This window comes from Noviherbaspirillum phoenicis (genome assembly GCF_047237965.1).
GTDB lineage: Bacteria > Pseudomonadota > Gammaproteobacteria > Burkholderiales > Burkholderiaceae_D > Noviherbaspirillum_A.
The window spans coordinates 379040-397992 of sequence record NZ_JBDFLX010000001.1; the positions used below are offsets into that span (position 1 = coordinate 379040).

General features: G+C 65.6%; 19 protein-coding genes. 9 read left to right on the forward strand and 10 right to left on the reverse strand.

Annotated features, from left to right (window positions below):
- Window positions 1-36: 36 nt before the first annotated feature.
- On the forward strand, window positions 37-792 hold the full coding sequence (locus tag ABC383_RS01740; protein ID WP_413011397.1) for a regulatory protein RecX: 756 nt from the start codon (window positions 37-39) through the stop codon (window positions 790-792).
- A 25-nt stretch (window positions 793-817) separates the two neighbouring features.
- Here ABC383_RS01740 and ABC383_RS01745 read toward each other — a convergent pair whose 3' ends face one another.
- The 5 genes from ABC383_RS01745 to ABC383_RS01765 form a co-directional block, all read right to left on the reverse strand.
- Window positions 818-2227 carry an amidase gene (locus ABC383_RS01745; protein WP_413011399.1) on the reverse strand — a complete coding sequence of 470 codons (1410 nt, stop codon included), beginning with the start codon at window positions 2225-2227 and terminating at the stop codon, window positions 818-820.
- Window positions 2228-2229: 2 nt separating this feature from the next.
- A complete protein-coding gene (locus ABC383_RS01750) occupies window positions 2230-3519 on the reverse strand; it encodes a TRAP transporter large permease (RefSeq protein WP_413011401.1) in 1290 nt (429 codons plus the stop codon).
- Window positions 3516-4025, reverse strand: coding sequence for a TRAP transporter small permease (locus ABC383_RS01755; protein WP_413011402.1), 510 nt, complete (start codon window positions 4023-4025; stop codon window positions 3516-3518). The genes ABC383_RS01750 and ABC383_RS01755 overlap by 4 nt, the downstream gene beginning before the upstream one ends.
- An 84-nt stretch (window positions 4026-4109) precedes the next feature.
- Window positions 4110-5132 carry a DctP family TRAP transporter solute-binding subunit gene (locus ABC383_RS01760; RefSeq protein WP_413011404.1) on the reverse strand — a complete coding sequence of 341 codons (1023 nt, stop codon included), beginning with the start codon at window positions 5130-5132 and terminating at the stop codon, window positions 4110-4112.
- Between the two features lie 319 nt (window positions 5133-5451).
- Window positions 5452-5850: a hypothetical protein gene (locus tag ABC383_RS01765; protein ID WP_413011406.1), complete on the reverse strand. Its 399-nt coding sequence runs from the start codon at window positions 5848-5850 to the stop codon at window positions 5452-5454.
- Between the two features lie 212 nt (window positions 5851-6062).
- On the opposite strand from ABC383_RS01765, the gene ABC383_RS01770 reads away from it, so the two are divergent.
- Both ABC383_RS01770 and ABC383_RS01775 read left to right on the forward strand, forming a co-directional pair.
- Window positions 6063-6524: a YsnF/AvaK domain-containing protein gene (locus tag ABC383_RS01770; RefSeq protein ID WP_413011408.1), complete on the forward strand. Its 462-nt coding sequence runs from the start codon at window positions 6063-6065 to the stop codon at window positions 6522-6524.
- A 49-nt stretch (window positions 6525-6573) separates the two neighbouring features.
- The gene (locus tag ABC383_RS01775; RefSeq protein WP_413011410.1) at window positions 6574-7725 is read left to right on the forward strand and encodes a DUF2382 domain-containing protein; all 1152 of its coding nucleotides are present in this window, start codon (window positions 6574-6576) and stop codon (window positions 7723-7725) included.
- A gap of 154 nt (window positions 7726-7879) precedes the next feature.
- Here ABC383_RS01775 and ABC383_RS01780 read toward each other — a convergent pair whose 3' ends face one another.
- The 4 genes from ABC383_RS01780 to ABC383_RS01795 all read right to left on the reverse strand — a co-directional run bounded on the left by ABC383_RS01780 (window position 7880) and on the right by ABC383_RS01795 (window position 11151).
- On the reverse strand, window positions 7880-8968 hold the full coding sequence (locus tag ABC383_RS01780; protein ID WP_413011412.1) for a hypothetical protein: 1089 nt from the start codon (window positions 8966-8968) through the stop codon (window positions 7880-7882).
- A gap of 1 nt (window position 8969) precedes the next feature.
- Window positions 8970-10043 carry a TAXI family TRAP transporter solute-binding subunit gene (locus tag ABC383_RS01785; protein ID WP_413011414.1) on the reverse strand — a complete coding sequence of 358 codons (1074 nt, stop codon included), beginning with the start codon at window positions 10041-10043 and terminating at the stop codon, window positions 8970-8972.
- 20 nt (window positions 10044-10063) lie between these two features.
- Window positions 10064-10768 (reverse strand): hypothetical protein, encoded by a 705-nt coding sequence (locus ABC383_RS01790; RefSeq protein ID WP_413011416.1) that lies wholly within the window; start codon window positions 10766-10768, stop codon window positions 10064-10066.
- A gap of 176 nt (window positions 10769-10944) precedes the next feature.
- The gene (locus ABC383_RS01795) at window positions 10945-11151 is read right to left on the reverse strand and encodes a hypothetical protein (RefSeq protein WP_413011418.1); all 207 of its coding nucleotides are present in this window, start codon (window positions 11149-11151) and stop codon (window positions 10945-10947) included.
- On the opposite strand from ABC383_RS01795, the gene ABC383_RS01800 reads away from it, so the two are divergent.
- The 6 genes from ABC383_RS01800 to efp all read left to right on the forward strand — a co-directional run bounded on the left by ABC383_RS01800 (window position 11150) and on the right by efp (window position 17899).
- Complete coding sequence (locus ABC383_RS01800) at window positions 11150-13231, forward strand: diguanylate cyclase domain-containing protein (protein WP_413011420.1); 2082 nt, start codon at window positions 11150-11152, stop codon at window positions 13229-13231. The two genes, ABC383_RS01795 and ABC383_RS01800, sit on opposite strands and share 2 nt — an antisense overlap.
- Window positions 13232-13474: 243 nt before the next feature.
- A complete protein-coding gene (locus ABC383_RS01805) occupies window positions 13475-14524 on the forward strand; it encodes a methionine ABC transporter ATP-binding protein (protein WP_413011422.1) in 1050 nt (349 codons plus the stop codon).
- Window positions 14514-15167 carry a methionine ABC transporter permease gene (locus tag ABC383_RS01810; protein ID WP_413011424.1) on the forward strand — a complete coding sequence of 218 codons (654 nt, stop codon included), beginning with the start codon at window positions 14514-14516 and terminating at the stop codon, window positions 15165-15167. The genes ABC383_RS01805 and ABC383_RS01810 overlap by 11 nt, the downstream gene beginning before the upstream one ends.
- 34 nt (window positions 15168-15201) lie before the next feature.
- Window positions 15202-16002 (forward strand): MetQ/NlpA family ABC transporter substrate-binding protein, encoded by an 801-nt coding sequence (locus tag ABC383_RS01815; RefSeq protein WP_194713567.1) that lies wholly within the window; start codon window positions 15202-15204, stop codon window positions 16000-16002.
- 12 nt (window positions 16003-16014) lie between these two features.
- On the forward strand, window positions 16015-17169 hold the full coding sequence (earP, locus tag ABC383_RS01820; RefSeq protein WP_413011429.1) for an elongation factor P maturation arginine rhamnosyltransferase EarP: 1155 nt from the start codon (window positions 16015-16017) through the stop codon (window positions 17167-17169).
- A 172-nt stretch (window positions 17170-17341) separates the two neighbouring features.
- Window positions 17342-17899, forward strand: a complete 558-nt coding sequence (gene efp, locus ABC383_RS01825) for an elongation factor P (protein WP_217345117.1) — start codon at window positions 17342-17344, stop codon at window positions 17897-17899.
- Between the two features lie 64 nt (window positions 17900-17963).
- Here efp and ABC383_RS01830 read toward each other — a convergent pair whose 3' ends face one another.
- Window positions 17964-18950, reverse strand: coding sequence for a M48 family metallopeptidase (locus ABC383_RS01830; RefSeq protein WP_413011432.1), 987 nt, complete (start codon window positions 18948-18950; stop codon window positions 17964-17966).
- Between the last annotated feature and the right edge of the window lie 3 nt (window positions 18951-18953).

Consider the following 18953-nt stretch of genomic DNA (forward strand, 5'->3'; position numbering starts at 1 on the left):
TATCATCGAAGGGTTTCCATCGCCTCCTGCGCAGCCATGTATCTGATCAACAAGAAAACCGGCGTGCCCGAACCGCTGCCGGAAGACGAGGCTGGCGACCCGCCTTCAGGCGCCGGCAAGCCGGACAAACCGCGACGCGAGGCCGGCAGTTTCGGCCGCCGCAAGCCGGAACCCATTCCCGGCGAATTTACCCGCACCTCCGACCGCAAGCGGCCGGCACGCGCCAGCGCCAGCCCGTGCGAATACACCCGCACCTCGGACCGCAAGCGCAAGCCGGCCACGCCGCGCGAACCCGGCGCGCCGCCGGAAAAGCCGGCGCAGTCGGCCAAGGCCTATGCCGTCTGGCTGCTGGCGCGGCAGGATTACAGCGCTGCCGCACTGCGCCGCAAGCTGGGCTCCAAGGGCTATGACGAGACGGAAGTGGAAGACGCGATGGCCTTCGTCATCGGCAACCGCTATCAGGATGACGGCCGTTTCGCCGAGCAGCGTTCACGCGGCATCGAGAACCGCGCCGGCAACCGGCGCATCGAAATGACCTTGCGGCAGAAGGGGATCGACGCCGACCTGGCCAAGACGCAGGTGCAGCAGCTAGCGCCGGAGGAGGAGCGGGTGCTGCATGCGGTGGCGAAATTCCAGGCCCAGGTCAAGCGCGACGGCATGAGCCAGGAGCTGAAGCTGAAGATCTATCGCTTCCTGGCCTACCGCGGCTTTTCTTCCAAGGCCATCCGGGCCGGCATCGAATCGCTGGGCACGGATGGCGGCTGGGTGGACGACGTCGGCGAGAGTGAATGATGGCTATCGCGGGGCGGTCCGACCGCTAGAGCACGGGCCGGCGCCTGCCGGCGCCGGTGACGGCCTCGAACCCATGCGCCAACTGCAGCAGCGCCAGTTCGCCCTGGTGCCTGCCGATGATCTGCAGGCCCACCGGCAGGCCTTCCGCGGTGAAGCCGGCCGGCACCGACATCGCGGGATGGGTGGTGGCGGTGATGGTGTAGCAGGAGCGCATCCAGTCGATGTAGTTGTCCATCTTCACGCCGGCGATCTCGTCCACATAGGGCTGGTCGATGTCGAACGGCGGCACCTGGTTCACTGGCGCCACCAGGAAATCGTATTTCTTCATGAAGCGGTGCATGCGCATGAACAGCGCCGTGCGCAGCTTTTCGGCACGCGCCAGCTGGGAAGCGCTCAGCTTGCGGCCGGCCTCGATATTCCAGACGATGGTGTCCTTCAGCACGCCCGGGTGACGGTCCATGATGGCGCCGTAATGCAGCTCGAAGGCATAGGCGCGCAGCGCCATGAAGATGTCGTGCGCATCGCGGAAGTCGGGGCAGTCCTCCTCGACGATGCAGCCGAGGTCCTCGAACGTCCTGCGCTGTGCATCCAGCACTTTCGTCACCCGCGGATCGACCGGCAGGCCGCCCAGGTCCATGCTCCAGGCGATGCGCTTGCCGCGCAAATCGCTTTCCAGCGGCGCGCGGAACTGCTCGCCGCCCTGGCTGATGGCCATCGGGTCGCGCGCATCGTGGCCCGCCATCACCGACAGATGCAGCGCCAGGTCCGCCACGCTGCGCGCCATCGGGCCATGCACCGACAGGTTGCTCCAGCCGTTCTGCGAGGGAAAGTCCGGCACCCGGCCGACCGAGGGCCGCATGCCGACCACATTGCAGTAATTGGCCGGGCAGCGCAGCGAGCCGCCCATGTCGGTGCCGTCGGCCAGCGGCGCCATGCCGGTTGCCAGCGCCACCGCCGAACCGCCGGACGAGCCGCCGCAGGTCTTGCCCAGGTCATAGGGATTGCGGGTGGCGCCGAAGACGGCGTTAAAGGTCTGCGAGCCGGCGCCGAACTCGGGCGTGTTGGTCTTGCCGATGCTGATCGCGCCGGCTGCCTGCTGCCGCTCCACCAGCAGCGCGCTGCGGGTCGGCACATAGTCCTCATGCACCTTCGAGCCATAGGTGGTGCGCATGCCGCGGGTCATGATCAGGTCCTTGTGCACCACCGGCAGGCCGTGCAACGGGCCGAGCGGCTCGCCGCGCGCCTGCGCCTCGTCGGCCGCCAGGGCCGCGGCCATCGCCTGCTCGGCATGCAGGGTGACGATCGCATTGACCTTGGGGTTGACCGCCTCGATGCGCGCCAGATGCGCTTGCATCACCTCGCGCGCCGACAGCCGGCCGGCGCGGATCTGCGCCGCCATCTCGACGGCGGAAAGAAAACAGAGATCGTCGTTCATTGTCAGTACCCCAGTGATTGCGGCAGCCACAGCGCCAGTTGCGGGAAGGCGGTAACAAGCAGCAGCGCCACCAGCATCGAGCCTACCATCCACAGGGCCCAGCGCACGGTGGACTCCATGGTCACGCCGGCGATGCGGGTGGTGACCATCAGATTGACCGCCATCGGCGGCGTGAACTGGCCGATGGCCATGTTCATCGTCAGGACGATGCCGAACCAGACCGGGTCCCACTTGTAGGCCGCTACGATGGGCAGCAGGATGGGCAGGAACACCAGGAAGATCGACACCGCGTCGAGCAGCATGCCGGCGATCAGCATCATGATGGTGATCATCAGCAGCATCAGCGCCTCGTTCGAGGTGAAGCCCAGCAGCAGCTTGGCGAAGGCATCGAAGGCGCCCAGCGTGGAGCCGGCATGGGCGAACACCCCGGCCAGCGAGATGATCAGCAAGACGACAGCCGAGATCTCGGCCGATTCCACCAGCACCTCGTACACCTTCCTCATGGTCAGCGTGCGGTACACGAAGAGGCCGACGAAGAGGCCGTAGAAAGCCGCCACCACCGCCGCCTCGGTTGGCGTAAAGAGGCCGGTGCGCAGGCCGCCGAGGATGATCACCGGCGCCAGCAGGCCCCAGATCGCTTCCTTGAAGCTGTCCCAGAAGCGCGGCGTCGGCTCGTCCGACGCGGTGCCCCAGCCGTTCCTGTAGGAGAAGTACAGGGTGGGGATAATCAGCGACAAGCCTGCCAGCACGCCGGGCACCACGCCGCCGGCGAACAGCGCCGGCACCGAGGCCGACGGTACCAGCACGCTGTAGAGAATCAGCGCGACCGAAGGCGGAATGAGGATGGCGGTGGAGCCGGCGGCAGCGATCAGCGTGGCCGAGAAGGGTTTCGGATAGCCCTGCTTGAACATTGCGGGAATCATCACCATCGCCACCGCGGCGGCGTCGGCCGGCCCGGAGCCGGAAATGCCGCCCAGGAACATGCATACCAGGATCGCGACGATGCCCTGCGCGCCGCGCCGCCTGCCCACCACGGCGGACGCAAAGCGCACGATGCGCAGCGCCACGCCGGCGCGCTCGAACATCATGCCGGCCAGGATGAACACCGGCAGCGCCAGCAGGGGATATTTGGCGATGCCGTTGTAGGCATTGGTCGGCACCGACATGATGCCCAGGCCCTCGATCAGAATGACCGCGGTGCCGCTGATGCCCAGCGCCACCGCCAGCGGCGCGCCGATGGCCATCAGCAGCGCAAAGCCGAGAAAGAGGATCAGGCTGCCTTCGGCGATCATGGGCGGCCTCCGGCGCGCGCCACGCGGATCAGGCGTCCCAGGATGCGCAGGCAGATCAGCACCGACAGCAGGGGCAGCCAGAGGCTGTAGATCCATTGCGGTATGCCGATGCCGGGCGAAGTGGTGTCGTACTGCCAGTCATCGAGAAACAGGAAATAGCCGTACCAGGCCATCACGGCAAACATCACGATGCCCAGCGCCATCGACACCATGTCGAAGAGGCGCGCCATCGGGCGCGGCAGCCGGTCGGTGATGAAGGTCATCTTGATATGGCGGTCGCGGGCAAAGGCGGCGGCCGCGCCGAACAGGGTCAGCACCACCATCAGGAAGATCGAGAATTCCTCGGTAAAGGCGAAGGATACGCTGGTGAAATAGCGCACCAGCACATTGGCGAAGGTAATGATGCAGATCAGGGCCATGGCCAGGGCGGCGCAGGCTTCCTCTATCCTGAGCGGCACCCGCGGATGGTCTTCCGGGGCGTCGTCTTTTTCAGGCAATTCACTCATGGTTTGTAGGCAGGGAACGGCCAGGGACCGCGTAAGAAAAACGCCGCCGGCGGGTAGGCAGGCGGCGGACGTAATGCGAAAGGCTTATTTGCGGGCGGCGATGTCGGCTTCGGCCTGCTTCACCAGGTTGGGGCCGATGGTCTTGGCCCACTTGTCATACACCGGCCGGGTCATCTGGCGGAACGGCGCCAGTTCGGCTTCGGACAGGCGGGTCACCTTGACGCCGGTGGCCTCGACTTCCTTGTAGGCGCTGCTGTCGGAAGCGGTCAGGCCCTTGCGCGCCATCGCGGTTTCCTCCTTGCCTGCCTGCACGGCCGCTTCGCGCACCGCGTCCTGGTCAGCCTTGCTCCAGCTCTCCCAGACCTTCTTGTTGACCACGAAGATCAGCGGGTCGGCGACATAGCCCCAGACCGTCATGTATTTCTGGCCGACCGCATGGATCTTGGCGCCGGTGAAGACCGACACCGGGTTCTCCTGGCCATCGACCGCGCCCGAAGCCAGCGCCGGCTGCGCATCGGCCCAGCTCATCTGCGTCGGGTTCGCGCCCAGCGCGGTGAAGGTATCGTTGAACAGCGGCGAGCCGACCACGCGGAACTTCATGCCCTTCATGTCGGCCGGCGTGCGGATCTCGTGCTTGGAATTGCTGATCTCGCGATAGCCATTTTCACCCCATGCCAGCGGCACCACGCCGTTCTTTTCCAGCACCTTGAACAGTTCCTTGCCGGTCTGGCCCTGGGTCAGCGCGTCCAGCGCCTTGTAGTCGGGCAGCAGGAAGGGCAGCGAGAACAGGTTCAGTTCCTTCACCTGCGGCGACCAGTTGATCGACGAACCCACGGCGAGATCGATCACGCCCTGGCGGATCGCGGTGAATTCACGGGTCTGGTCGCCTGCCACCAGCGAGGTGCCGGGATACATCTTGATGTTGATGCGGCCCTGGGTCTTTTCCTTCACCAGTTCGGCCCAGCGCTCGCCGCCCTTGCCCCACGGGAAAGCCGTGCCCAGCACGGTGGAAAGGCGGTATTCGGGCTGGTATTTCTGCTGCGCGAAGGCAGGCATGGATACGGCGAATGCGGCAGCGATTGCCGCGGCGAACAGGGTTTTCTTCAAGATATTCTCCAAGTGGCTGGCGGCTGCATTCCCGAGGAAACGCCGCTCTGAATAGGGGTGCGCAAGGCACTCGCTGTTTTACAGCAATCTTGTGAGGGAGGCAACTGGAGGAGGGGCAATGGCCCGCCTTCAAATTCACTGTGGAGGGCGTCTTGTGCAACCGGTGCAATCGCGGGTTGCGCTACGCTCCACGCGGGCTGCGGCTTCCAGAGCCCACCCTTTTCAACGAAAGGTCGAATGCCCTTACGGGATATTTCACCCGACAAAAAAGCCGGCCCCGAAGAAGACGGGGCCGGCTTTGGTGGTGATGCGGCGTCGTTCAATAACGCCAGGGATTGTCGGGGCGCCGGTCATGGCGGTTGGGCACGCCGTCGCCGTCGCGGTCCCAGCGCGGACCATGGCGATGATCGTGCCAGCGCCGTTCGCGCCATTCGTCGCGGTACAGCGGACGCGGCTGCACATACACCGGGCCCGGCTGGACGTAGACTGCGCCGGGCTGCACATAGCCGTAGCTCGGCGCGCCATACACCGGCGGCGGGGCAACGTATCGCGGCGGCGGCGCGATGTAGCGGGGCGGCGGTCCATAGGGCGAGGGAGCGACATAGGCGCCGGGAACGCCGACATTGATGTCCACATCCACCCGCGCCATCGCCGGCGCGGCAGCCAGCAGCGCGGCGCCGGCCAGCAGGGACAGGATTGCGGAAGAAATGAGCTTCATTGCGATCTCCATTCGTAGGCGTTCATTAAAGCGCCAAAGTCGCCGCGCAGGCGCTGTGCAGCGGTAAGCGTCGTTACAAGATGTATCTTCGGCATCATGGGTTTGTAACGCCGGGCGTCAGAAAGCGCTTACACCCTTAAGCGTGGATGTCTGATTCCTAATATCCGGTCTTTGGCCAAGAATACAACACCCGATTCTTTCCGAGGCATCCAATGAACCAGCAGCCAGGCAATCCGCCGCCACACGCCGATCCGCAATCCGTTTCCGGCACGCTGCACAACGACGAGCAGCGGGTGCTGCCCGTCATCGAGGAAAAGCTGGATGTGCGCAAGGTGACGGTGGAAACCGGCGCCGTGCGCGTCAGAAAGATCGTGCATGAGGAAAGCCGCACCATCGACATGCCGCTGACGCAGGAAGAGGTGAGCATTACGAGGGTGCCGGTGAACCGGATCGTGGAAGATAAATTCCACTCCCGGCAGGAAGGCGACACGCTGGTGATTCCGGTATTCAAGGAAGTCATCACCAGGCACCTGGTGTTGCTGGAAGAAGTGCGCATCACGACGCGACGACATGTCGAACAGAGTGCGCAGCAAGTCAGCGTGAAGCGGGAAGAAGCGGTGGTGGAGCGCTATGACGCAGAGAGCGGAATCTGGAAGCCCGACGCTGCGCGATAGCGTTAGCCACTTGTCACAAAACCAAGCAGCCAACTGAAGGAGCAAAGACATGGACCAGACAGTGATAGGCGTATTCGATACGTATGACCACGCCGAGCGGGCCAAGCAGCAATTGATTACCCGCGGTTTCTCGGCCAATGACGTGCAGGTCCGCGCCCACGGCGCCGACATCGGCACGACAGGTACGACGGGCACTACCACGACCACGCGCGACGATGATGTCGGCTTCATGGACAGCGTGCGCAATTTCTTTGCCGACCTGTTCGGGCCGGACCAGGACGATGCCGGCCATTACTCCGAAGCGGTGCGCCGCGGCGGCGCCGTGGTGGCTGTCACGGTATCGGACGAAAGCCGTGTCGAGAGTGCCCGCGAGGCGCTGGCCGCCACCGGCGCGGTCGATATCGAAAAGCGTGTCGCGGAATGGCGCGCCAGCGGCTACGAGGGCTATCGCAGCGATGCGGCGCCCTATACCCGCGACGAGATCGAGAAGGAACGTGCCCGCGTGATTCCGGTGGTGCAGGAAGAACTGGAAGTGGGCAAGCGCCAGGTCGACCTGGGCGCGGTGCGCGTGGTCTCGCGCATGGTGGAAACCCCGGTCAAGGAGTCGGTCACGCTGCGCGAGGAGCATGCCAGCATCGAGCGCCGCCCGGTCGATCGTCCGGCATCCGAGGCCGACCTGAATGCGCTGCGCGACCAGAGCATCGAAGTGCGTGAAACCGCGGAAAAGGCCGTGGTGAGCAAGAGCGCGCGCGTGGTGGAGGAAGTGGTGGTCGGCAAGACCGCGTCCGAGCGTACCGAGCAGGTGAGCGACACGGTCCGCAACACCGTGGTGGATGTGCAGAACGACGGCCGCACCACGACCGGCGCGACCGCCAGCGCCACCGGCGCCACCGGCAGCATGATGGGCACGACCGCCGACAACATGGCGGCCACCCGCACCTCGGCTGACTACGACGATGACTTCCGTAGCGACTGGAACACCCGCTACGCATCGATGGGCGGCAGCTACGACGACTATGCGCCGGCCTACCGCTATGGCTCGACACTGGGCTCGGACACCCGCTACAAGGGCCGTTCCTGGGACGACATCGAGACCAATGCCCGCAGCGACTGGCAGACCAAGTACCCCGGCAGCGACTGGGAGCGCTTCAAGGCCGCGGTGCGCCACGGCTGGGAGCGGGTTACCGGCCAGCGCCGTTGATCTGATGCCGGCGCCTCGCCTGGCCTGACGGGCCGAGCGGGGCAGGCAGCGAAAGCAACATGCCCGCGATGCTTCATCGCGGGCATGTTTTTTTGCGGCCTGGGCTTGCGCGCCGGCGTTCGCGACAGCGCGCAAGCCCAGGCCGATGGCCGGCTCAGCGGGCAGTCGTTTCCGCGGCCTCCAGCAGGGCCTGTATCTCTGCGTCCTCGGCACTGGCGCGTGCGCTGAGCCCGGCCCAGTTCGGGGCGGAGACGCTGACGCCGTGGTCCAGCAGTTGCCGCACCAGTGCGGCATCGCCCTCGCGAACGGCCGCATGCAGCAGTGTGTCGCCGCGCACATGGTCGTGCATGTCGAGCGGCAGGTCGAGAATGATCAGGCCATTGACCAGCATCGCGAGGTTGCAGGGCAGGCCGCTCTCGAACAGGAATTTCTGGGAATTGACCTGCTGCTTCATGGCGGACGCATACTGGATTTCATCCCGGGCATGCCGTTCCTCGTCGAGCGCGCTGTTCTCCTGTTCCAGCATGGCCGCGATTTCCTGCAGCCGGCTTTCCATTTCCTGCGCGGCGCTGCGCACGGCCTGGCCTCGTTCGGCGGCGTCGTCATCCGCGGCTGGCAGCGGTGCTGCCGCCGTTTCGGCAGATGCCATCGCCGGTTCGGACCTGCCGCCGTCGGCGTCAGCCGGAATGCAGTTGCGCCATTGCACCGGCAGCCACAGCAGGATGCCGCTGACCGCGGCCCCGGCCGCAATAGCGATGGCCATGCCCGGCATGCTGCCCGGCGCCAGAAGGCGGTGCTCCAGCGCCAGAAGCGCCGTGCCAGTGGCCAGCGGCAGCAAGAGCAGTGCGCTGGCGGCGAGCGGCATCATGCGCGGCAGCCGTGGCGCGGGCCAGTAGGCAAGGCGCTGCAGCGCAAACAGCTGCGCCAGGCCGATGGCTGCATACAGGCCCCAGGCCAGCAGCCGCGCCGGGTGCGATGCCGGCAGCGCCGTGCCGGCCTGCTGCGCCAGCGCCAGGGCGCCGGCCATGCTGGCAAACAGCAGCAGGGGCGCGGCCAGCGCGCACAGCGCAAGGAGGACGCCGTGCCGTTGCCCCGCCGACGGGGCAGTGTGGCGCAGCACCGGCGGCGGCGACAGGCAGTACCAGGCGCTGGCGGCCAGCACGCCGGTCAGCATGCACAGCCCGGTCAGGTCAATGCCGGCGAGGATGAGCGATGGCGCGGATGTCCAGGAAAAGGCCGCCACGTCAGCTTCCGCACAGGCCCAGCACTTTTTCCTGCTGGGTGCAGGCCCGGGCCGGCGTGGCAGCTCCGGGCGCCGCCACCGGCCTGCTGCCGGTCTGCGCGGTACGCTGTGCGATGCAGTTGCGCATGGTTCGCTCCATGGGCGGGTAATAGCTCCAGCCCTTGCCCAGCGCCGGCAACTCCAGTTTCACTTCCTTCCACTTCGCATGTCCCTGCGCCTGCAACTGATCGAAGTTCTGGCACAGCGACTCGGCAAAGGCATTCAGGTAGCGCGTGGTGTGCTGCAGGTTGTAGTCATAGGTGACCAGGAAGGCCTTGACCGTCAGCGTCGGCACTTCCTCGGTGATCCAGTTCGGATAGCTGGACGGGCGGATCGCCGCCGGATAGTAGGTTTCCACCGCGCGCCGGGTTTCCGCCGCCTTGTCGTCCAGCTTGAGCAGCTTGATGAACTGGCGCGCTTCCGGCTTCATGTCGGCAAACAGCTTGGCCGGCTGGCCGGCGACGATGACTGCGACATCCACCGACTTGTCGGTGGTCAGCTTGATCAGGGCTTCTTCGTTGCTGACGTAGGTCGCATTGGCTTCCGGCAGCGGCTGGTTGAACATCAGGCGGTACAGGGTGGTGGCCGACAGCGCGGTGCCGCTGCCCACCGGTCCGATGCTGAGCTTCTTGTCCTTGATTTCATGGATGTAATTGAGCGGCGAATCGGCGCGGGCGACGAAGTAGATTTCCTCGTTATAGAGCGGCATCACCACGCGCAGCGGCCGGATGATGCGGCCGGCGGAACGGTTGCCGCTGGCCGCCTGGTCCAGGAAGGCCTGGTAGACGTCGGACTGCACCAGCGCGAATTTCACGCCCGGCTCGTCGCGCAGGCGCGCCACATTGTCGGCCGACCCCTTCGAGGGCAGCACTTCCAGGCTGATGTCGGCCGGCTCGGCGATGTACTTGGCCAGGTCGCGTCCGATCTGGATATAGGTGCCGCGCTCGGATGCCGTGACGATCTTGAATTCGGCTTTCGCCTGTGCAACGGCGGGAAGCAGACTGAGCGTCAGCAGCAGGGAAATAAGGCGTCTCATGTCGGCTCCTGGTTCTGTCGTTATGGATGGGATGCGCTGCAAAGATTCATTGCCGCCATGGCCGCGCTGCAGGCGGGGTCGCTTGCCGACGCGCGCGGTGCGGCGGCGGGCGGGTCGGCAGGCGGCGCGGAGGGCTGGGGAAGCTGGCGTCGGATGACGGGCTTGTCGGCGGGCTTCTCGGCCGGCTTGGCGACGGACGCCGCGGCTGTTGCGGGCAGGCTTTCGACGGCTGCCTGCGCCTTCGCCGGCGGCGATGAAGGGGCAGGCGGGGCAGGGGATGGCAGCGACGGCGTGTCATCGTCGGTCGGCTCCGGCGCCACGCCGGCCGACCGTGGCGCGGCGCGCTGTGCCGCCGTGGTGTCATCGCGCGGCGAGAGCAGCATGGCTAGCGAAAGGCCGGTCAGCGCCAGCAGCGAAATGAACCACAGCCGTACCGGCCAACTGGCGCGTGACGGCGCAGCAGGCGCGACAGGCCTGGAGGACAGCGAGAGTTGCGAGGCGATCGCATAGCCCGGTATCTGCGACGGTGCGGTCGAAGGGGGACTGTAATTCGGCCTGAGCGGAGCGCCTGCCGCAGGCAACGGCGCGGCGGACGGCCCTTGCGGCTTGGCTTGCGTGGCAGGCGGCACGGCACCCGCGGTCCCGACTGCCTCGTGTGCGGCTGGCCTCTCCACATCCGTTCGGTCGTGGCCAATATTTTCCAGTTGGGAAAATAGACGACTCATGGTCCGTCCTCGTGGAAATGATGAATTATTTAAAACAATGTTAAATGATTGCCTGCCGGACTCATGTTCTCGTGAGACAAGAACTTAGCAAATTATAACGAAAAAGGTTAGTGCGGTGAGCGGATTGTTAAACTTTGAGTTGCAACATCCCCTTTGCAGGTTCCCGGCGGCAGCGCTCAGTGCCGCCAGATTGTGATGGCCAAGGGCGCGACAGCCGCAAAGCGAGGAAATGGCGTGCTTTTCAGTCGCTGTGCGTAGGCTTGCGGCAACCTGCTTTTGTTATTCTTCCGCTTTTCCGGCAATTGCCGGAACGCCTCTTTCATTTCCTCGATGACCTCTTCCACACCATCCTCCCGTCCACGTCTTTCCACGATGATCACCATGGGCATCTGCGGCACCGTGCTGATGACGGTGTTCGTCCTGGTGGTGCTGGTCGATGAATTCGCACGCAATTACGCGCAGCGCCAGGCCGGCGTCCGGCTGCAGCAGCTTGCCTGGCAGATGCGCGATTCCCTCAACCGCGGCATGCAGGATGCGTTTTCCGATGTGAGCCTGCTGTCCGAGCTGGCCGAAGTGAGGGAGGCACACGAGCCGGCCGACATGCGGCGCGCCATGGAGCACATGCAGCGCATGTCGCCCAATTACGCGTGGATAGGCATGGCCAATCCGGATGGCACGGTCTATGCCGCCACCCAGAAGCTTCTCGAAGGCAGGGACGTCAGCAGCCGGCTGTGGTTCCAGAATGCGCGGTCCGGCGTTACCGCGGTCGATTACCACCCCGCTGTGCTGCTGGAAAAAAAGCTGCCGCAAAGCGCCGACCCCTGGCGCTTCGTCGATGTATCGGTTCCCGTTCTGCGTCGCGACGGCTCGGTGCGCGGCATCATGGGCGCCCATTTGAGCTGGGGCTGGGCGCGCGAAATCGCGAAAAACCTGCTGGCCCCGACCAGCCAGCAATACGGCCTGCAGATCCTGATCGTGCGCAATGACGGCACGGTGTTGCTTGGCCCTAAGTCCATGGAAGAGAAGATGCTCGCCTCGCCGGCGGTGGAACAGGCGCGCCGCGGCACCAGCGGCGCCGTGGATGAAATGGCGGACGGAAAGCGTTACCTGACCGGCTTTGCGTTGACCGGGCAGGACATCGGTTTCAACGCGTTGAAGTGGGCGGTCCTGGTGCGCCAGCCCTACCACGACGCCATGGCCGACTTCGCGGTGCTGCAAAGCCGCATCATCCTGGTCGGCGCAGCGCTGGCGCTGCTGCTTGGCGGCGCCGGCCTGCTGTTTGCGCGCAGGGTATCGGCGCCATTGATCCGCCTGGCCGACGCGCTGGAACATTACGAGCCGGACCGTCCAACGCCGGTGCCCGTGGTCAGCCAGTTTCATGAAGTGCATCTGCTCTCGTCCACACTGGGCGACATGGTGCGGCGCGAGGAACGTCACCTCGCATCGCTGCAGCGGCTCAATGAAAACCTGGAGCAGACGGTGAAGGAGCGCACCCGCGAGATCGAGACCAAGGCGCGCCAGCTGGAGCAGGCGCTGGAAAAGCAGGGCCAGATCCAGGCGAAGCTGCAGGAAAGCGAAGCGGAACTGCGGGCAACGCTGCATCACGCCAACGACGCCTTCATTGCCTTCGACGAGCATTTCAACGTGCAGGAATGGAACGGCCAGGCGGAACGCCTGCTGGGATGGACCCGTTCGGAAATGCTGGGGCAATCGCTGGTGGAAGCGATACTGGCGCCGCCGATGCGCGCGGCGCGCAAGGCCGGCATGAGGCAGTTCCTTGAGGAAGGCGACTCGGCCATGGTCAACCAGCGGGTGGAAATCGAGGTGCTGCGGCGCGATGGCGTCGGCGTGCCGGTGGAAGTGTCGGTGGCCCATGTGCCGCGCCGCGCGGGGCACCTGTTCATCGCCTTCATGCATGACATCAGCGCCCGCCGCACCCTGCACGAATCGCTGGAAAGAATGGCCATGAAGGACATGCTTACCGACCTGCCGAACCGGCGCGCGCTGATGCACAGGCTGCCGGAGGCCGTTGCGCGGGCCGGACGCACCGGCAAGCCGCTGGCGGTGTTCTTTCTCGACCTGGACGGCTTCAAGGGAATCAACGACCGGCACGGCCACGACGCCGGCGATGAACTGCTGCGCATCCTGGCGCAGCGCATCGTTTCCACCGTGCGCCGCACCGACACCGTGGCGCGCTTGGCAGGCGATGAATTCGTGGTGCTGCTGGATATGCTTAGCGCACGCGACGATGCGCTGGAGGTGGCCCGCAAGCTGCTGGTGGTGCTGGCCGAGCCGTTCCCGCTGGAGGCGGCCACGGTGCAGCTGAGCGGCTCGATCGGCATCGCCATGCATGAGCCTGGCTCCAGCGAGCAGGCCGATACCCTGCTGTGCCGGGCGGATGCCGCGATGTACGAGGCCAAGAAGGGCGGCAAGAGCCGTTTTGCGCTGGCGCTGCCGGCCTGAGACCCGCCTGCCGCCGCCCTGGGGCGGCCGCGGCGCCTGTCATGACCATGAGCCGGCGCCATTGGTCTTCAGTCCCCGTCCGAAATCCATCAGCGGCTCTTATACGCCATTCGCATAGCGGACTTGAAAAAATGTATTTCCGCTTGGCTGTCAATAGCCCTAAAATTGCCGCCTTTGCAAAACGCGACGCCGCAGCGCTGTTTGCCGCGTCCATGGGCGCAAGCGATGCGGCCCGATAATCACATGATCCAGATAGAATCCGTTTCCCAGCGCTTCGCCGGCGCCCACGGTCCGGTCGACGCGGTGCGCGATGTCAGCCTGCAGATCGCCCGAGGCGAAATTTTTGGCATCATCGGCCGCAGCGGCGCAGGCAAGAGCACGCTGGTGCGCACCCTCAATATGCTGAACCGGCCCAGCGAAGGCCGCATCCTGGTCGACGGCCGCGACATGACCGCGCTGAACGCGAGCGATCTGCGCGCCGCTCGCCGCGAGATCGGCATGATCTTCCAGCACTTCAACCTGCTGTCCTCGCGCACCGTGCGCCAGAACGTGGCGCTGCCGCTGGAACTGGCCGGGATGTCCGCCGCCGACATCGACAAGCGGGTCGGCCCGCTGCTCGAACTGGTTGGCCTTACCCAGCAGCAGGACCGCTACCCGGCCCAGATCAGCGGCGGCCAGAAGCAGCGGGTCGGCATCGCCCGCGCGCTGGCCAACCAGCCCAAGGTGCTGCTGTCGGACGAGGCCACTTCGGCGCTGGACCCGGAAACCACCCGCTCCATCCTCGAACTGCTGCGCCGGATCAACCGCGAGCTTGGCCTGACCATCGTGCTCATCACCCACCAGATGGAAGTGATCAAGGCGGTCTGCGACCGCATGGCGGTGATGGATGCCGGCCGCGTGATCGAGCATGGCGCAGTCATCGACGTGTTCCGCCAGCCGCAGCATGAAGTCACCCGCGCCCTGATCGGCGACGTGATTTCCCAGGAATTGCCGCGCGGCGTGCTGGAGCGGGTGCGCGCGCGCCTGGCCGAGACCCGCGCCGGCACCGGCCGCGACCACCTGTTCCGCTTTGCCTTCACCGGCTCGGGCGTGGACCAGCCGCTGCTGTCGGAAGCGGTGCGCCGCTTCGGGCTCGATTTCAACATCCTGCACGGCCAGATCGACGAGATCCAGGGCCAGGCGTTCGGCTCGCTGGCCGTGCTGGCCAGCGGCGAGCCGGCCCAGGTGGCCGAAGCCGTGCAATTTTTCCGCACCCACGGCGTGGTGGTGGAGGAGCTGAACCATGTCATCTGAAATGCTCGACCTGTTTATTAGCGCTTTCGGCGAAACCCTGCTGATGGTGGGCGTGTCCGGCCTGCTGGGCGGGCTGATCGGGGTGCCGCTGGGCATCCTGCTGTACCTCACCGACAGCCGCGGCACCCTGCCCAATCCGGCCTTCAACCGGGTGGCCGGCCTGGTGGTGAACGCGGTGCGTTCGACGCCTTTTATCATCCTGCTGGTGGCGGTGATTCCGCTGACCCGCTTCTTCGTCGGCTCGTCGATCGGCACGGCCGCCGCCATCGTGCCGCTGACCATCGCCGCCGCGCCCTTCGTCGCGCGGCTGGTGGAAACGGCGCTGGCCGAAGTCGACCGCGGCCTGATCGAGGCGGCGCAGGCGATGGGCGCCACCACCCGCCAGATCGTGTTCAAGGTGCTGGTGCCCGAAGCCTTCCCCGGCATCGTCGCCGGCCTGACGATCACCTTCGTCAGCCTGGTCGGCTATTCGGCAATGGCCGGCGCGATCGGCGGCGGCGGGCTGGGCGACGTCGGCATCCGCTACGGCTACCAGCGCTTCCTGCCGGAAGTGATGCTGATGGTGGTGCTGATCCTGATCGTCTTCGTGCAACTGGTGCAGTCGCTCGGCGACTGGCTGGTGCGCCGCCTGCGCCACCGCTGATTTCTTGCAGTCCTCAACTACAAAAGGAAAATCCATGAAACGTCGTCAACTGTTGAAAACCGCCGCGCTCGCCGGCCTCGTCGCCGCCGTCTACGCCGCGCCGCTGCAGGCGCAGGACAAGCCGATCAAGATCGGCGTCACCGCCGGCCCGCATGCCCAGATCATGGAAGCCGTGAAGAAGGTGGTCGAGAAGGATGGCGTGAAGCTGCAGATCGTCGAGTTTTCCGATTACGTCCAGCCCAATGCCGCGCTGGCCGCCGGCGACCTCGATGCCAACAGCTACCAGCACCTGCCTTACCTGGAAGCCCAGATCAAGGACCGCGGCTACAAGTTCACCTCGGTGGGCTACACCATCACCTTCCCGATGGGCATCTACTCGAAGAAGATCAAGTCGCTGAAGGACCTGAAGGACGGCGCCCGTTTCGGCGTGCCGAACGACCCCACCAACGGCGGCCGCGGCCTGCTGCTGCTGCAATCGCAGGGCCTGATCAAGTTGAAGCCCGAAGCCGGCCTGAAGGCGACCGCGCTGGACATCGTCTCCAACCCGAAGAAGCTGAAGATCGCCGAACTCGACGCCGCCCAGCTGCCGCGCTCGCTGGATGACCTCGACGCCGCCGCCATCAACGGCAACTATGCCGAATCCGCTGGCCTGAGCCCGACCCGCGACGCCATCGCCGTGGAAGACGCCAAGGGACCGTATGCCAACGTGATCGCCGTGCGCACCGAGGACAAGGACAAGCCCTGGGTTGCCAAGCTGGTCAAGGCGTATCACAGCGCCGAAGTGAAGCAGTTCATCAACACCAAGTTCAAGGACTCGGTGATCACTTCCTGGTAAGCGGCACGTCCCATGGCCGGTCCGCGTTCGCTGGAACTGTTCTGCCGGGTGGTCGATAATTTCGGCGACATCGGCGTGTGCTGGCGGCTGGCGCGCCAGCTGGCCGGCGAACATCGCGTCGCGGTCAGGCTGTGGGTGGACGACCTGGCAAGCTTCCGGCGCATCTGCGCCGAAGTCGACCCCGCCGCGGAGGAACAGTGGCGGCAGGGCGTGGTGGTGCGTCGCTGGCACGAGGCAATGGCGCTGCCCGCGCCGGCCGACATCGGCGACGCGGTGGTCGAAGCCTTCGGCTGCATGTTGCCGCCTGCCTTCGAGCAGGCGATGGCGCAGCGGCCGGCGCCGCCGGTCTGGATCAACCTCGAATACCTGAGCGCGGAAGACTGGGTGACCGGCTGCCATGGCCTGCCGTCGCCACATCCGCGGCTGCCGCTGACCAAATATTTCTTCTTTCCCGGCTTTGAAGCCGGCACCGGCGGCCTGCTGCGCGAAGCCGGCCTGGAAGCGCGCCGCGACGCGCTTGCCGCCGACGCCACGCAGCGGACGGATTTTCTGGCCAGCCTCGGCGTGCGCCCGCCGCCTGGTGCGCTTCTTGTCTCCCTGTTTTGCTATCCGCAGGCGCCGCTGCCGGCGCTGCTCGACGCGTTGCGCGACGATGCGCAGCCGAGCCTGCTGCTGGTGCCGCAAGGCGTGGCCAGCGCACAGCTCGCCGCCTGGGCCGGCAGGCTGCCGGCGCCGGGCGAGGTGCTGCGGGCGGGCAGCCTGTCGTTGCAGCAGGTGCCGTTCCTGGACCAGCCCGATTACGACCGGCTGCTCTGGTGCTGCGACCTCAATTTCGTGCGCGGCGAGGACAGCATGGTGCGCGCCCAGTGGGCGCAGCGGCCGCTGGTATGGCAGATCTATCCGCAGCAGGAAGACGCTCATCGCGTCAAGCTCGATGCCTTCCTGGCGCTGTACTGCGCCGGCATGGCGCCGGAGGCGGCGCAGGCCTGCCGCAACGCCTGGCATGCATGGAACGGTGACGGCGACATCGGCGCCGGCTGGCCCGCGCTGCGCGCGTCCCTGCCGGCCTTGCAGGCGCACATGGCCGGCTGGTGCGGACGGCTGCGCGGCCTTGGCGACCTGGCCGGCAATCTGCTCGATTTCATCGCAAGGCGGGCGCTAAGCTAGATGGTGCCGTGCCGAAGTTGCCACGCTGCAGGCTTCTAGCGGGCCGTCCTGAAAATCGGTTAGAATAGCAGGCTTTATTTTCGCGAGCGGCCGCATAACAGGCCGCGCGCGGCACTGCCGGGCAGCCCGCCGCGTATCTTTCCCAACGTTTTTCCCATTTTTAAATTCAGCTATGAAAACCGCACAAGAAATCCGCGTCGGCAATGTCGTGATGGTCTCGGGCGAGCCGATGGTGGTTCTGAAAACCGAATACACCAAGTCCGGCCGCAACTCTTCCGTCTGCAAGATGAAGATGAAGAACCTGCTGACCGACGCCGGCCAGGAAGCCGTCTACCGCGCAGACGACAAGTTCGACGTCGTCACGCTCGACCGCAAGGAAGCCACCTATTCCTATTTCGCCGACCCGCTGTATGTGTTCATGGACAGCGACTACAACCAGTACGAAGTCGAAGGCGAGAACCTCGGCGAAGCCATCAACTACCTCGAAGACGGCATGCCGTGCGAAGTGGTGTTCTACAACGAGAAGGCAATCTCGGTCGAACTGCCCACCACCGTCGTGCGCGAAGTGACCTACACCGAGCCGGCCGTCAAGGGCGACACGTCGGGCAAGGTCTTAAAGCCTGCCAAGATCTCCACTGGCTTCAACGTCAACGTGCCGCTGTTCGTGGGCCAGGGCGACAAGATCGAAATCGATACCCGCACCGGCGAATACCGCAGCCGCGCGAAGTAATCCATCGTCAGGAAGAAAAGGGGCTGCAGCGTTGCTGCAGCCCCTTTTTCATTGGGCGTCGCGGTCAGCGCAGTTTGCACAGACGGGCAATGCGTTCCGCCGTGGCGGGATGGGTGGACAGATAGGCTGGCTTGTCATCCTTCGCGCCGTTCAGGCGCTCCAGCGCCGCTGCCAGGCTGGCAGCGCTCAGGCCGCCGGCCTTGAGCCAGTGCGCGGCATACAGGTCGGCTTCGCGTTCCGCGTTGCGTGAATAGTGCAGGTCCAGCATCAGCGGCGGCAGGGCGGCTACCAGGCCGGAAGCGTCGCCGAACAGCGCCATCCCGGCCGCGCCCACCGCTGCGCCATGCACCAGCCGGTGCACCATGTGCCGGTGGTGCAGGTGGCCCAGTTCATGGGCCAGCACTGCCATCAGCGCATCTTCATCGTCAGCCAGCAGCAAGACGAGTTCGTCGGTCAGCACGATGCGGCCTGCCGGCAGCGCAAGCGCGTTCGGGCCGATGCGGCTCTTGCGGAACAGCAGTTCGAAATGCGGCGTATCGGCCGTGCTTGCGGCCAGCGTGCTGAAGCGGGTTCTTATGTGCTGCTGTTGCTCTTCCGGTAAGCGGCTGGCATCGAGCAACCTGGCGTCCAGCGCCTGCATGGTCGCGTCCCCCAGCCGACTTTCCACCGACGACGGCAGCATGGTTGCGACCAGGTCCGCCGCCACCGGTAGCGCGAAACGCCACAGCAGGGCGATGATGGCGGCCATCGCCAGCGCCGCCAGCAGCGTGGCTCGCCAGCTTTGCTGCAGCCGGCTGACCAGGCCATCGGTGTGGCCGGTTGCAGCCAGCATGCGGGCGAAGCCTTCCCGGTCCTCGATCTCGAGATAGGCGCCGTCCGGGAAGGTGACGAGGCGCGTGCCGTGCCGGCTTGCTTCCGATACCCGCAACTGGGACAGCGGACAGCACCGGCTGGCCTCGCCGCTGATGCTTGCCACATCGCCTTCCACCGTCAGAACCACGCGGTAGCGACGCGACGTCTTGCCATCGAAATAGGCGGCATGAATGCTCATCGA

What these genes read in the sequence shown, in the direction of transcription:
- ABC383_RS01755 (WP_413011402.1), bottom strand. Translation starts at nt 4,025, where the DNA reads ATGAGTGAATTGCCTGAAAAAGACGACGCCCCGGAAGACCATCCGCGG.
- ABC383_RS01770 (WP_413011408.1), top strand. Translation starts at nt 6,063, where the DNA reads ATGAACCAGCAGCCAGGCAATCCGCCGCCACACGCCGATCCGCAATCC.
- earP (WP_413011429.1), top strand. Translation starts at nt 16,015, where the DNA reads ATGGCCGGTCCGCGTTCGCTGGAACTGTTCTGCCGGGTGGTCGATAAT.
- ABC383_RS01790 (WP_413011416.1), bottom strand. Translation starts at nt 10,768, where the DNA reads ATGAGTCGTCTATTTTCCCAACTGGAAAATATTGGCCACGACCGAACG.
- ABC383_RS01785 (WP_413011414.1), bottom strand. Translation starts at nt 10,043, where the DNA reads ATGAGACGCCTTATTTCCCTGCTGCTGACGCTCAGTCTGCTTCCCGCC.
- ABC383_RS01745 (WP_413011399.1), bottom strand. Translation starts at nt 2,227, where the DNA reads ATGAACGACGATCTCTGTTTTCTTTCCGCCGTCGAGATGGCGGCGCAG.
- ABC383_RS01830 (WP_413011432.1), bottom strand. Translation starts at nt 18,950, where the DNA reads ATGAGCATTCATGCCGCCTATTTCGATGGCAAGACGTCGCGTCGCTAC.
- ABC383_RS01765 (WP_413011406.1), bottom strand. Translation starts at nt 5,850, where the DNA reads ATGAAGCTCATTTCTTCCGCAATCCTGTCCCTGCTGGCCGGCGCCGCG.
- ABC383_RS01795 (WP_413011418.1), bottom strand. Translation starts at nt 11,151, where the DNA reads ATGGTGATCATCGTGGAAAGACGTGGACGGGAGGATGGTGTGGAAGAG.
- ABC383_RS01775 (WP_413011410.1), top strand. Translation starts at nt 6,574, where the DNA reads ATGGACCAGACAGTGATAGGCGTATTCGATACGTATGACCACGCCGAG.
- ABC383_RS01800 (WP_413011420.1), top strand. Translation starts at nt 11,150, where the DNA reads ATGGGCATCTGCGGCACCGTGCTGATGACGGTGTTCGTCCTGGTGGTG.
- ABC383_RS01750 (WP_413011401.1), bottom strand. Translation starts at nt 3,519, where the DNA reads ATGATCGCCGAAGGCAGCCTGATCCTCTTTCTCGGCTTTGCGCTGCTG.
- ABC383_RS01805 (WP_413011422.1), top strand. Translation starts at nt 13,475, where the DNA reads ATGATCCAGATAGAATCCGTTTCCCAGCGCTTCGCCGGCGCCCACGGT.
- efp (WP_217345117.1), top strand. Translation starts at nt 17,342, where the DNA reads ATGAAAACCGCACAAGAAATCCGCGTCGGCAATGTCGTGATGGTCTCG.
- ABC383_RS01810 (WP_413011424.1), top strand. Translation starts at nt 14,514, where the DNA reads ATGTCATCTGAAATGCTCGACCTGTTTATTAGCGCTTTCGGCGAAACC.
- ABC383_RS01815 (WP_194713567.1), top strand. Translation starts at nt 15,202, where the DNA reads ATGAAACGTCGTCAACTGTTGAAAACCGCCGCGCTCGCCGGCCTCGTC.
- ABC383_RS01740 (WP_413011397.1), top strand. Translation starts at nt 37, where the DNA reads ATGTATCTGATCAACAAGAAAACCGGCGTGCCCGAACCGCTGCCGGAA.